This window comes from Thalassobaculum sp., assembly GCF_040219615.1.
In the GTDB taxonomy this organism is placed as follows: Bacteria; Pseudomonadota; Alphaproteobacteria; order Thalassobaculales; family Thalassobaculaceae; genus Thalassobaculum_A.
On the sequence record NZ_JAVJSE010000031.1, the window covers coordinates 53,172 to 66,506 of the forward strand.

The following is a 13,335-nucleotide window of genomic DNA, read 5'->3' on the forward strand; positions in this document are numbered from 1 at the left end:
GCGGGCGACGCGGGGCCCTGCCGGCGGCACCGTCGCGCTTGCGGTCAGTCCGCGCCCTCGGGGACCATCAGCGGCGGCAATCCGGCTTCCGCGCGCGTCTGTCGCCAGTAGACGATTCCCTGCGGCGGCATCGGCTGCAGCGTCGCCCCGTCGGGGTTGCGCACGAGGCGGATCGTGGAGGTGTGGAAGGCGTCCAGGCCCGGGCGGTGACCGATGCTCATCACCGTGGATTCGCGCAGTTCCTCGTCGAAGATCGACATCGCGCGTCGCTGGCTCAGTTCGTCGAGCGCCGAGGTCGCCTCGTCCAGGAACACCCACTGCGGGCTGTGCAGCAGCAGGCGGGCGAAGCCGATCAACTGCTGCTGGCCGAGCGAGAGCGTCTTGTCCAGCCGTTCCTCGACGTCGAGCAGCGGCAGAAGCTCGGCCAGGCCGACCCGCTTGAGCACGGCCTCGACATCGGCGCCGTCGAAGCTGGACGGCGGGTCCGGATAGGTGATCGCCGCCCGCATCGTGCCGAGCGGCAGATAGGGCCGCTGCGGCATGAACATCATGCTGTCGGGATCGGGCAGGCGGATCGTGCCGTTGCCCCATGGCCAGAGCCCGGCGACGGCGCGGAACAGCGTGCTCTTGCCGGCGCCCGACTCGCCGACCAGCAGCACCCGGTCGCCGCGGCCGATCTCCACGGTCGCATCGGCGATGACCACGCGGCCGTCGGAATGCAGCACGCTGACCCCGTCGAAGGCGAGCTGCCCGTCGGGATCCCTGACCAGATTGATCCGGTCGACCGTCCTGTCGTACTCGTCCAGCTGGGCGACCGTCGCCCTGAAGGCACTGACGCGGTGCAGGGTCGCGCGCCAGTCCGCGATGTCCGGAAATCTGTCGACGAACCAGCGCAGCGACGCCTGAACCTGGTTGAAGGCGCCGACCACCATCATCATGCCCCCCAGCGTCAGGCCGCCGCTGAAATAGCCCGGCGAGGCCACGACGATCGGGACCACGATGGCGATCCAGCCGTATCCCGAGGTGATCCAGGTGAGCCGCGACAGGGCGCCGGACAGCTGCCGCATGGTGCCCACGACCTGTTCGATGTTGCCCTCGAGCAGGCGGCGCTCGTCCCGCTCGCCACCGAACAGCGCGATGCTCTCGGCGCTCTCGCTGACCCGGACCAGGGCGAAGCGAAACTGGGCCTCACGGGCGTAGCGCTCGGTGTTGAGCGCGATCATCGGTCCGCCGACCCGCCAGGTCAGATACGAGCCGACCGCGGCGTACAGGATGGCGCACCAGACCATGTAGCCCGGGATGGTGAAGCGCATGCCGTCGACCACGAAGACGACGCTGGTGGACAGCATCCACAGGATGCCGATGAAGGCGACCAGCTGCAGGACGGCGTGAAGCAGCCCGACGCCGAGCTGCGCCGAGAACTCCGTGAGCTTGCGGGTGTCCTCCTCGATGCGCTGGTCCGGATTGACGCCGATCTGGCCGGCCAGGCCGAGCCGGTAGGCGCGGCCGTCGACCAGCCACTCGTCGAGAAGGTGGTGCGTCAGCCACTCCCTGAGGCGCACCTTCAGCATCTCCTGCATCCAGGTCTGGCCGACGACGAGCGCCAGCAGCACGCTGACGATGACGAGGAAGATCAGGAGCTGGTAACCGAAGGCGGCCAGTCGCTGCTGGTCGAGGGCGTCGAAGAAGGCGCCGTGCCACTGGTTGAGCCGGATCTGACCGGCCATGTTGGCGCCCAGGATCAGCGCGATCCCGACGGCCAGCAGGGCGATCTGCTTTCGGTACGGCGACCGCCAGATGGCGCGCAGCAGGGCAATGCACTCGGAAAGCGCGCTCCTGCCGGGATAGATCGCGGCGGGCGGCTGGAACCCGTTGGCCGGAGGCGGGCTGGCGCCACCCGAGGAGGCAGGCTTCGCGGTCGCATCCTTGGCCTCGGTGCGCAACGGCACACTGTCGTCCCGGGCGGCTGCATGCCGGCGCCTCGTTGCCAGCATGTCAGCCGCTTCCCGAACAGCGGCTTCGTGAACGGCGCTGGTGCAGCAATGGACCAGCCCTCCCCGAATGTTACAACAAACCCAACCCCGTCCAAAGAATGAGGGAATAAAATTAACAACATGTAAATGGTACAATATTACCACCGGCTCGCACAGGAGTCGGGCAGCACAACGCGATAGGATTTACCGGCGGAAAGACAAGATTATTGGAATTGTCAGGCGAACAGGCGAGGGCTAGTGAAACCAAGGCGTTGCAGTCCCGATCGCACCTCGGCGCAACTCATGAACAGGTCCCACAGCAGGCCGGTGCGGTGGTTCTCGATCATCCCGACGATCGGACCCTGGTCGATCGCCAGGTTGCTGTTCGCAACCCAGCCGCGCGAGCGGTTGAACGCGTCGGCGAACCCGAATCGGCCCCAAAGCTCGTTGCCGAGGTCGTCGTAGTAGTGCCGCAACGCCTCCATGGACTCCCGCGGCGTGTACGGCATCGCCGAGAGTGCCGCGGTCGGCGCGATCACGCCGCGGTCCTGTTCCGGGTTGAAGGCACCGTAGCCGGCGTCGCCGTCGCAGGCGGTGAGCCCCCAGCAGCGCGGTCCGTAGCCGGCATGGCCGTTGGGATTGGCGATGCAGTGGGCCCGGTTGACCAGGGTGTGGGCGCGGTTCTGCTCCCAGTAGTCGGCGTAGCGGTCGCGCAGGCCGCGCGGATCCAGGCCGAGGAAGCTGTAGTGCGAGAAGAACAGCGGGCCGCCGTGAACCGGGCCGAGCGGCAGGGTGATGCCGTGATAGTCGTGGCCGTTGTAGAACTCCGGACCGCCGGTCCAGCCGCGGTGGTAGACCGCCGGCGCGATCGGGTGGGTCGGCGAGGCCGCGGCCATGACATAGGTGATCAGGCACTCGTTCCACCCGATGATGGGATGGTTCATCGCCCAGCCGTGACGCGGGCTCCAGTGCCAGTACAGCACGTCCTGGCCGCCCTGGGTGTGCCAGTCCCATTCGACGGCGTGCCACAACCGGTCGATCGCAGCGCGCAGCCCGGCCTCGGCGGTGGCCGCGCTGGCGAAGTACTGCCGGGCGCTGAGCAGCCCCATCATCAGGTAGGAGGTCTCGACCAGGTCGCCGCCGTCGTCCTGCGGGGAGAACGAAATGGCGGCGCCGGTGGTGCCGTGCAGGAAATGCGGGAACACCCCGTGATGGGCCTCCGCCCGGCCCAGGAACTCGACGATCTGCCGGACCCGGTCGAGAACCGCCGGGCGCGGGATGAAACCGCGTTCGGCCCCGACCAGCATCGCCATGATGCCGAAGCCGGAGCCGCCGCTGCACACGGTCTCCAGGTAGTCGTAGCCGGGATCGGGGTTGCTGCGTTCGCGCGCCAGCCCGCTCACCGGATGTCCGAAGTCCCAGAAATAGGCCAGCGTCTGCCGCTGCACCAGCTCGAGAAGGGCCTCGTCGGACAGGCCCGACTGGATGGCGGGCCGCTGCTCGTCGGGGGTCACGGCCTGCTCTCCGCCGCCGCCCACTCCACGGCGGCGGCCGACAGTGCCCGGGAACTCGCGCCGACCTCGATGACGAACCGTCCGGGTTCCCAGAGATGCTCGGCCTCGGCCAGCCGGTCGGCGCGCCAGAACCGCAGATCGCCGACCGTGATCCGGAAGCTCACGCGGCGTTCCTCGCCCGGCTCCAGGTGGATCTTCCGGAAGCCCTTGAGTTCGCGCACCGGCCGCGACCGGCTGGCCACCGGATCGCCGATGTAGAGCTGGACGATCTCCTCGCCGGCGACCGGCCCGGCGTTGCGCACGGTCACCGAGGCCTCCAGGGTGTCGCCGTCGCCCCGCAGCGCCGTCTTGTCGAGCGCGAGCGGGCCATAGTCGAACCGGCTGTAGCCGAGGCCGTGGCCGAACGGGTAGAGCGGCGTGTGCGGGCCTTCCAGCCGGCAGGCGGTGGTGAACTTGCGGAACACGTTCCGGCCGTCGTGGTCGCGCTCGTCGTCGCCCGCGACGTCGACGCCGATCTGGTCGACCGGCCGCCCGGTCGGCGCCTCGGCATAGTGCACCGGGCACTGCCCGACCGTGCGCGGGAAGCTCATGGCCAGCTTGCCGGACGGGTTGACGATCCCGAACAGCAGGTCGGCGACCGCATTGCCGGCCTCGCTGCCGCCGAACCAGGCGTGCAGGATCGCGTCGGCGTGCCGGTCCTCCCACTCCAGGGCCAGCGGACGGCCGCTCATGGTCACCACCACCAGCGGCTTGCCGGTGGCGTGCAGGGCCTGCAGCAGCCGTCTCTGGCTGCCCGGCAGGCCGAGATCGGTCCGCGTGGAGGACTCGCCGGCATGCTCCTTGGCCTCGCCGACGCAGGCCACCACCACGTCGGCCTGCCCGGCCAGCGCCACCGCCTCGGCGATCATCTCGTCGGGCGAGCGGGGGTCGATCGGGGCGGTCTCGCCGAACACGTCGAGGCGCGCGGCCTGGTTCGGGTCGTCGACGATGTTGGCGCCCGTGGCGTGCAGGATACGGACCCGGTTGCCGGCGGCGGCGCGCATTCCGTCCAGGGCGGTGACGCTCTCCTCCGCCCGGGCGGCGACCGCCCAGGTGCCCTGCATGTTGGCCCGGCTGTCGGCCAGCGGCCCGACCAGGGCGATGGTGCTGTCCTCGCGGGCCAGCGGCAGGACGCCGGCGTTCTTCAGCAGCACGCAGGCCTTCGCAGCCGCCTCGCGGGCCAGGCTTCGGTTTCCCGGGGTCAGGGTGACGGCCCGGCGACGGTCGTCGTCGTCCAGGCCGCGATACGGCCGCTCGAACAGGCCGAGCCGGTGCTTGGCGCGCAGCACGCGGCGGCAGGCGGCGTCGACGTCGGCCTCGGCCACGCGGCCCTCGGCGACCAGTTCGGGCAGGTGGCGCAGATAGGCCTCGCTCACCAGGTCGGCGTCGATCCCGGCGGTGAACGCCAGATACGCCGCCTCCTTGAGGTCGGCCGCCACGCCGTGGTGCACCAGCTCCAGGATGGCGGTGTGGTCGGAGACGATCAGGCCGTCGAAACCCCAGCGGTCGCGCAGCAGGTCGCGCAGCAGCTCGCGATGCGCGCTGCACGGGATGCCGGCCAGGTCGTGGAAGCCGACCATGACCGAGCCGACTCCGGCGTCGACGGCCGCCTTGAACGGCGGCAGCACGACGTTGTGCATGCGATACGGGCTGGCATCGACCGCGTGGTAGTCGCGCCCCGCCTCGGACAGGCCGTAGCCGGCGAAATGCTTGGCGCAGGAGATCACCGCGTCCGGGCGGTCGACGCCGCCCTCCTGGAAGGCCTCGACCGTGGCCCGCGCGAACATGGCGCCCAGAACCGGGTCCTCGCCGGGGCTCTCGGCGCAGCGTCCCCAGCGGGCGTCGCGCGACACGTCGAGCATCGGTGCCCAGGAGATGGCGATGCCCAGCGCGGCGGCCTCGGTCGCGGCGACGCGGACCGTCCGGCGGATCAGGTCGGGATCCCAGGTGCCGGCCAGCGCGAGCGGCAGCGGGAAGATCGTGCGGTGGCCGTGGATCACGTCCATCGAGAACATCACGGGGATGCCGTGCGGCGATTCCTCGACCGCGATCCTCTGGAGCTCGAGCAGATGGTCCGGCTCGAAGCCGCCGCCCAGCAGGCCGACCTCGCCCCGGCGGATGCGGCTCTCGATGTCGACGACCACCGGCCCGACGCCGGTGGTCTCGTCTCCGGTCCCCTTGGGGTGGTTCAGCTGGCCGACCTTGTCGGACAGGTTCATCCGCTGCAGCAGGTCGTCGATCGGATCGGGCATGTCTCGCGCTCGTTCGCGCCGTTCCCCCGACTCATATGCGCCCGGCGTCGGGGGCGTGTCGAGGGAATTGCATGGACAAGGCCGGCGCCGGACCGGTCAGCGGCGCGCCATGATCAGCACGGCCCGCCCGGTCTGCGCCACCATATCGTCCTGTCGGACGATCTCGATTCCAAGCGCCACGGTGCCGCGGTCGTCGTGCCGGCGGCTCGGCTCGGCCTCGACGACCTTGGCCCGCACATGCACCGTGTCGCCGGCGCGCAGCGGCGCCTCGAACGACCACTCGATCGCCTTCAGGGCCAGCACCGTCCCGTCGATCAGGTCGAGCCGGCTCAGCAGGCCGAACGCCATCCCTACCATCATCGGGCCGTGGGCGATCCGGCCGCCGAACATCGACTTCGCCGCGAACACCTCGTCGGTGTGCAGCGGGTTGAAGTCGCCGGTCAGCCCGGCGAAGCCGACGATGTCGGCCTCGGTCAGGGTGCGGCCCGGCGTGCGGTACTCGGTGCCGACCGCGAAATCCTCGAAATGCAGTCCCATTCCCGTCAGTCCTTCCCGGCCCGCTCGGCCGCGTCCAGTTCCCGCAGCGCGACGCGCCGGATCTTGCCGCTGACGGTCAGCGGCATCTCGTCGATGAAGCGGATCTGCCGCGGGTATTCGTGGGCCGACAGGCGCTGGCGCACGAAGCCCTGGATCTCGTCGCGCAGCGCGTCGCTGCCGGCATGGCCGTCGGCAAGGGTGAGGTAGGCCTTCACGACCTCGCCGCGCACCGGGTCGCGCGAGCCGATCACGCCGGCCAGCGCCACCGCCGGGTGCCGCAGCAGGCATTCCTCGACCTCGGTCGGCCCGATCCGGTAGCTGGAACTGATGATCACGTCGTCGTCGCGCGCCTTGAACCAGAAATAGCCGTCCTCGTCGCGCCGGCCGAGGTCGCCCAGCAGGCACCAGTCGCCGACGAACTTGGCGGCGGTCGCCTCCGGCCGCTTCCAGTAGCCGAGGAACATCACCGGATCGGGCCGAAGGACCGCGATGTTGCCCTCCTCGCCGACCCCGACCTCGTGGCCCTCGCCGTCGACCACCGCCACGACATGGCCCGGCACCGGCCGTCCCATCGAGCCCGGCTTGACCGACATGACGGCGGCGCAGTTTCCGACCACCAGGTTCACCTCGGTCTGGCCGTAGAACTCGTTGATGGTGAGGTCGAAGGTCTCGCGGCCCCAGTCGATGATGTCGTCGCCCAGCGCCTCGCCGCCGCTGGCGATGCTGCGCAGCGAGCAGCCGAAGCGCCGCGGATCGGCCGCCTGCCGCAGCATGCGCAGGGCGGTCGCCGGCATGAAGGTGTTGCGCACCCGGTGGCGGGCCATCAGCTCGAACACCGCCTCCGGCTCGAACTTGGCGAACCGCTTGGCCAGCACCGGCCGGCCGTGGAACAGCGCCGGGAGCATCACGTCCAGCAACCCGCCGGCCCAGGCCCAGTCGGCCGGGGTCCAGAACAGGTCGCCGGCCTGCGGGAAGAACTCGTGCGGGAACTCCACGCCCGGCATGTGGCCGATCAGCACCCGGTGGCCATGCAGGGCGCCCTTGGGGTTGCCGGTGGTGCCCGAGGTGTAGATCAGCAGCGCCGGGTCGTCGGCCGCGGTGTCGCGGGTCTCGAACCCGTCGGACGCCTGCGCCAAAGCGGCGCGCCAGTCGATCAGGCCCGGCCCGCCACCGTCGGTCACGATGACGTGCTCCAGCGCGCCCAGTCGGTCGCGGACCTCCAGCAGCCGGGGCAGGTTGTCGCTGCAGGTGATGAGGATTCGGGCGGCGCTGTCGGCGAGCCGGTGCTCCAGCGCCTCGGGGCCGAACAGGCTGAACAGCGGCAGCGCGATCGCGCCGGTCTTGTACACCCCGACATGGGCGATCGCGCACTCCAGGCTCTGCGGCAGGTGGATGGCGACGCACTCGCCCGGCCGGGCGCCGAGATGGGTCAGCAGGTTGGCCAGCCGGTTCGCCTCGCCCCGGAGCTGTCCGAAGCTGAGCGTCCGCACCGCGCCGTTGGAGGCCTCGTAGATCACCGCCGTCGCCCCGGGGGTGGCGGCGGCATGGCGGTCGCACACCGCGGCGGCGATGTTGAAGCGCGCCGGCACCCGCCATTCGAAGCGGCCGTAGCACTCCTCGTAGCTGGCCGCCCGCGGCAGCAATCCGCTCATCCGCCGACCCGATTCGGCTGGTCCGGCGCGGAGCAGGGCGTCGCGCCGGCCGACCCGGCGCCGGCGGCGAAACTGTGGTCGGTCTCCATCCCCTCGCGCCTTCTCGGTGTGACTTGCCGCAATTGTCGCAGGGGGAGGGGCGGGACGGGAAGCCCTCCAGATCAGCCGAGCGGCAGGCTGAGGAAGGTCGACACGGTAACCAGGGACAGCACCGTCGAGATCAGCACGACCCGGCCGGTCAGCAGCGCCTCGCGCTGGTAGAACTGCGCCAGCATGAACGGCCCGGTGCCGGTCGGCAGGGCGGCGAGCAGCACCGCGGTGTAGGCCAGGGTCGAGGACAGCCCCAGCACCGGCACCGCCACCACCCAGGTCACCGCCGGCTGGGCGACCAGCTTCAGGAGCACCAGGGCGGACTGGACGGCGGAGCCGGACCCGGCGCTGGAGCCCGCGCCGGCGCGGCTGCGCTCGGTGTTCTCGGCCAGGAACAGCCCGAGGGCGACCAGGGCGCAGGGTGCCGCGGCCCCGCCCAGCAGGCCGAGATAGGTGTCGAGCGTTTCCGGGAGGCGAAGCCCGGACAGCATGACGGCGGCACCAAGCGCCGGGGCCACGAGCAGCGGGTTCTTCAGCAGCGAGACCAGCGTCTTGCGCACGATGTCGCGGCGGCGGGCGCCCGACTGCAGGCCGCTCTCGATCAGGACGATGGCGATCGCGAACAGCACGCAGACGGTGACGATGGTGGCGACCAGCGTGGCGCCCATGGCGGCGTTGCCGAGCACCGCCAGCACCAGGGGGAAGCCGATGAAGCCGGTGTTGGCGTAGCTGGCGTTCAGGGCGTCGATCGCCGCGTCCGCCAGGTCGCAGCCCTGGCGCAGCCGGATCAGCAGGGTCAGCGCGAAGATCGCCGCGCAGCCGGCCGAGAACGCCAGGATGAAGCCGGGCTGCCAGATCTCCGCCGGGTCGGCCTTCGACATGATGTCGAACAGCAACGCCGGCAGGGCCAGGTAGACGACCAGGCGGTTGACCTCGCGCGTCGCGTTCGGGCCGAGGGCGTTGCAGCGCCGCGCCACCCATCCGGTCAGGATCAGCGCGAAAATCGGCAGCACGATGAGGAGATTGGACAGCATGGCTGGGTCTCGGGGCGGAACTGCTGGCTTCGTACAGCCTCCGTTCGATACAATCCAATTCAATCAAGATGCCATATTGATGCCTTAGGAGTATCGATGGACACGCGGCAGATGCGCTATTTCGTGGCGCTGGCGGAGACCCTGCATTTCGGGCGCGCGGCCGCCCGGATGAACATGACCCAGCCGCCGTTCAGCCGGCAGATCGCCAATCTCGAGCGCGATCTCGGCGTCAGGCTGGTGAACCGGACCTCCCGGCAGGTGACGCTGACCCGGGCCGGCGCCCGGTTCCTGGCGGATTCCCGGGCGGTGCTGGCGCGGTTCGAGGACGCCTGCCGCGACGCCCGCCTGGTCGGCGAAGGCATGAGGGGCGAGCTGCGCTTCGGCTTCATGATGCATGCGGCGCATCGGATCGTGCCGCGGATCGTCAGCCGCTACAGCGCCGTCCGGCCGGAGGTCCGGCTCACCCTGTCGGAGACCACGCCCGCCGACATCGAGCACCGGCTGCTGAACGGCGAGCTCGACGCCGCGGTCACCTTCGCCGGCCCGAGCAACGCGCAGCTCGACGGCCACACCCTGCTGAAGGACCGGCTGTGCCTGGCGATGGCGCCGGGGGATCCGCTCGCCGCGCGCCGCTCGGTCGGGCCGCGCGACCTGCAGGACCGGGACCTGATCGCCGCGTCGGCCGGGGTCGCGCCGACCCTGCGCGGCGCGATCGTCGGCTATTTCGCGGACCAGGGCATCGTGCCGCGCTTCCGCTTCGAGCCGCAGCTGCAGAATACGGTGCTGCGGCTGGTGGCGGCCGGGCTCGGGGTGGCGCTGGTGCCGGAGTCGATCTGCGACGGCCGGACGCCGGACCTGCTGACCCGGCCGCTGGTCGACGCCCCGGCCCTGGAGGTCGTCCTGAAGACCCCGCGCGGCCGCGACAACCCGGCGGTCGCCCCGCTGATCGAACTGGTGCGGGGGGAGTCGTTCGGCGAGGCGGCGGGGTGAGGGAGGCTCGTTTCGGGCGTCGGCGACTTCGTCATCAACATCGGCGACATGATGGCGCGCTGGACCGACGGCCGCCTCGCCTCGACGCCGCACCGGGTGATCAACCGGTCGGGCCGCGAGCGCTTCTCGGTGCCGTTCCTCGCGATCCCGAACTTCGACGCCGTGGCCGAGTGCCTGCCGAGCTACACCATCACCGGGGACGTGACAACAGTTGTACCGAAAGACCCGATGTCCTCAAACGAGGCCGCGTGTTCATCGCGATGACAGCATCGCTACAAACATAAATTGTAATGTAGCTCTCAGTGTTTGATCAAATTTACATATTATTAATATCGACTGGAAAGAAAGTGTTTCAGAATTTTGGGTAGGAAGGTGCCACCAAAAGAATCTCGCTTGTGCCCAGCGCGTGCTGTGGCCGTTCAAACCGGGGGCGCTAGTATGTTGATGAAATCCTTCTCGACCTTGGCATTCGAATCCATCCTGCAGGCAGGTTCGCAGACGATGGTGGATGTCGAACAAAATATTCAAAACAACGGCGAGGTCAGTTCGATAAATAGAAAAGAAACTCTCAAAGACATAGGGCTGAACTATCGTAGAGAATCGGTCTCAAAGTTTTTTTGCATTCATGATTAGTCCGCGAACGTAAAGGTAAACAAGAACACGGTTGGCTGTACGCCAATCCAAAAGTGACGTTGTCCGGGGTGAGCGGCCGAAGCTCACCCGCGCCGGGCAGGTCATGAGCCGGATCCGACCCCGGCGTTCGACCGCTGGCCGGGTCCGGTCGGCGGCGGGCCCACACCCGGCTGTTCCCCGCCCCGTACCCGCTCCACCGCCGCCAGCACCCGGCTCGGCGTCGCCGGCGCGTCCAGCTCGACCTTCGCGCCCTTCGGCCCGACGCTCGCCACCGCGTCGCGGATCGCCAGCCAGACCGACAGCGCCAGCATCAGCGGCGGCTCGCCGACCGCCTTTGAGCGCATCACCGTGGCCTCGCGGTTCGGGGCGTCCTCGAGCAGGCGGGTGACGAACACCGGGGGCACGTCGCGGGAGCCCGGGATCTTGTAGGTCGAGGGGCCATGGGTGCCGAGCCGGCCGGCCGCGTCCCACCACAGCTCCTCCGAGGTCAGCCAGCCCATGCCCTGCACGAAGGCGCCCTCGATCTGGCCGCGGTCGATGGCGGGGTTCAGGGAGTTGCCGCAGTCCTGCAGCAGCTCGGCCCGCAGCACCCTGAGCTCTCCGGTGAGCGTGTCGACGGCCACCTCGGCCGCCGCCGCGCCGTAGGTGAAGTAGAAGAACGGCCTTCCGGTGCAGGTCGCGGCGTCCCAGTGGATCTTCGGGGTGCGGTAGAAGCCGGTGGAGGACAGCGACACCCGCTTGCTCCAGCACAGCTGCGCCAGCTCGCCGAAGGACAGACTCTCGTTGCGGGCGAACGCCCGGCCGTCGTCGAAGCTCACGTCGTCCGGCGGCACCCCGAACTGCCCGGCCATCACCTCGGCCATGCGGCCCCTGATGGTCTCGGCCGCCGCCAGCGCCGCCATGCCGTTCAGGTCGGAGCCGGAGGACGCCGCGGTTGCCGAGGTGTTCGGCACCTTGGCCGTGCTGGTCGCCGAGACCCGCACCATGGCGACGTCGATCGCGAACGCCTCGGCCACCACCTGGGCGACCTTCACGAACAGGCCCTGGCCCATCTCGGTGCCGCCGTGGTTCAGGTGCACGCTGCCGTCGGTGTAGACGTGCACCAGCGCGCCGGCCTGGTTCAGGGTCGGCAGGTTGAACGAGATGCCGAACTTCACCGGCACGGTGGCGAGGCCCTTCTTCACGACCGGGCTGGAGGCGTTGAAGGCGTCGACCGCGTCGCGCCAGCCGGGCAGGTCGACGCTGCGGGCCAGCTCGCCGGTGACCCGCTCGATGATGTTGTCCTCGACCGTCATGCCGTAGGGCGTCGTGTCCTTCGCCCCGACGCCGTAGAAGTTGCGGGCTCGAACCGTGTCGAGCGGCAGCTTCAGGTGACGGGCGAGGTCGTCCAGCAGCGCCTCGATCGCGAACATGCCCTGCGGTCCGCCGAAGCCGCGGAACGCGGTGTTCGAGACCTTGTGGGTCTTGCAGGCGAGGCCGGTCACCCGGATGTCGGGGATCCAGTAGCAGTTGTCGGAGTGGCAGAGCGCGCGGGCCAGCACGGCCGGCGTCAGATCGGCGATGTTGCCGGAATCGGCGGCCAGGGTCAGGTCCAGCGCCAGGATCCGGCCCTCGGCGTCGGTGCCGACGTCCCAGCGGATCAGGAACGGGTGGCGCTTGCCGGTGGCGGCCATGTCGTCGTCGCGCGGTAGCCGGAGCTTGACCGGCCGGCCGGACTTCCGGGCCAGCAGCGCGGCGATGCCGGCGACGATGGTGGCCTGGCTCTCCTTGCCGCCGAAGGCGCCGCCCATGCGCCGCACTTCGACCGTCACCTGGTTGAACGGCAGGCCCAGCAGGTGGGCGACGCCGTGCTGCACCTCGGTCGGGTGCTGGGTCGAGGAGAACACCTGCATGTCGCGGTCCTCGCCCGGCACCGCGATGGCGATCTGGCCCTCCAGGTAGAAGTGGTCCTGGCCGCCGCAGCGCACCTCGCCGGACAGCCGGATCGGCGCGTAGCCGAGGGCAGCGTCCGGGTCGCCGCGCAGCATGACCTGCGGCGGCGCCACGAACAGGCCCTGGGCCAGGGCGTCCTCGACCGTCAGCACCGCCGGCAGCTCTTCCCACTCCACCTTCACCAGGGCGGCGGCCTCGCGGGCGATCTCCAGGGTCTCGGCGGCGACCGCCGCGACCGGATGGCCGGCATACTCGGCGACGCCTTCGGCCAGCGCCGGCTCGCCCTTCAGGATCGGGCCGATGTCGTTGACCCCGGGAATGTCGGCGGCGCCGACCGCCGCGACCACGCCGGGCAGGGCCAGGGCCGCGGTGAAGTCGATGGCGCCGATGCGGGCGTGGGCGTGCGGGCACAGCACCAGCGCCGCGTGCAGGGCGTTGGTGGGGAGCGGCATGTCGTCGAGATACACCGCCCGCCCGGTAACGTGGCCGGCGGCGCTGTCGTGCCGCACCGAGGCATGGGCGCCGCGCCGGGGGGAGGCGGGGGCGTTCACGGGGCCTCCCGAGACGCGCCGGAGCGGCGGGTGGGTTCCGGCTCCGTCTCGCCGGCGGCGATCCGGGCCGGAATGACGACAATAGAAGATCGGGGACGGCCAGCCTTCTCTTCTCTCGTCATTCCGGACGGGTGCGCC

Annotated in this window: 9 protein-coding genes; 2 read left to right on the forward strand and 7 right to left on the reverse strand. The window is 70.1% G+C overall.

Annotation, left to right across the window (positions count from 1 at the left end):
• Positions 1 to 44: 44 nt before the first annotated feature.
• From RIC31_RS16725 to RIC31_RS16750, 6 genes are all read right to left on the reverse strand, one after another.
• Positions 45 to 1,949 carry an ABC transporter ATP-binding protein/permease gene (locus RIC31_RS16725; protein ID WP_350110122.1) on the reverse strand — a complete coding sequence of 635 codons (1,905 nt, stop codon included), beginning with the start codon at positions 1,947 to 1,949 and terminating at the stop codon, positions 45 to 47.
• A 260-nt stretch (positions 1,950 to 2,209) separates the two neighbouring features.
• Positions 2,210 to 3,487 carry a glucoamylase family protein gene (locus RIC31_RS16730; protein ID WP_350110125.1) on the reverse strand — a complete coding sequence of 426 codons (1,278 nt, stop codon included), beginning with the start codon at positions 3,485 to 3,487 and terminating at the stop codon, positions 2,210 to 2,212.
• On the reverse strand, positions 3,484 to 5,778 hold the full coding sequence (gene bglX, locus RIC31_RS16735; RefSeq protein WP_350110128.1) for a beta-glucosidase BglX: 2,295 nt from the start codon (positions 5,776 to 5,778) through the stop codon (positions 3,484 to 3,486). Before bglX ends, RIC31_RS16730 begins: the two co-directional genes overlap by 4 nt.
• Before the next feature lie 96 nt (positions 5,779 to 5,874).
• Positions 5,875 to 6,315, reverse strand: coding sequence for a MaoC/PaaZ C-terminal domain-containing protein (locus RIC31_RS16740; RefSeq protein ID WP_350110131.1), 441 nt, complete (start codon positions 6,313 to 6,315; stop codon positions 5,875 to 5,877).
• A 5-nt stretch (positions 6,316 to 6,320) separates the two neighbouring features.
• Positions 6,321 to 7,958 (reverse strand): acyl-CoA synthetase, encoded by a 1,638-nt coding sequence (locus RIC31_RS16745; RefSeq protein ID WP_502990131.1) that lies wholly within the window; start codon positions 7,956 to 7,958, stop codon positions 6,321 to 6,323.
• A 170-nt stretch (positions 7,959 to 8,128) separates the two neighbouring features.
• Positions 8,129 to 9,091 carry an AEC family transporter gene (locus RIC31_RS16750; protein ID WP_350110137.1) on the reverse strand — a complete coding sequence of 321 codons (963 nt, stop codon included), beginning with the start codon at positions 9,089 to 9,091 and terminating at the stop codon, positions 8,129 to 8,131.
• 96 nt (positions 9,092 to 9,187) lie between these two features.
• On the opposite strand from RIC31_RS16750, the gene RIC31_RS16755 reads away from it, so the two are divergent.
• Positions 9,188 to 10,081 (forward strand): LysR family transcriptional regulator, encoded by an 894-nt coding sequence (locus RIC31_RS16755; RefSeq protein ID WP_350110140.1) that lies wholly within the window; start codon positions 9,188 to 9,190, stop codon positions 10,079 to 10,081.
• A gap of 33 nt (positions 10,082 to 10,114) precedes the next feature.
• Entirely contained in the window at positions 10,115 to 10,345 is a 231-nt protein-coding gene (locus RIC31_RS16760; RefSeq protein ID WP_350110363.1) for a 2OG-Fe(II) oxygenase family protein, read from the forward strand.
• A 470-nt stretch (positions 10,346 to 10,815) separates the two neighbouring features.
• On the opposite strand, the gene xdhB is transcribed toward RIC31_RS16760, so the two are convergent.
• Positions 10,816 to 13,197, reverse strand: coding sequence for a xanthine dehydrogenase molybdopterin binding subunit (gene xdhB, locus RIC31_RS16765; protein WP_350110143.1), 2,382 nt, complete (start codon positions 13,195 to 13,197; stop codon positions 10,816 to 10,818).
• Between the last annotated feature and the right edge of the window lie 138 nt (positions 13,198 to 13,335).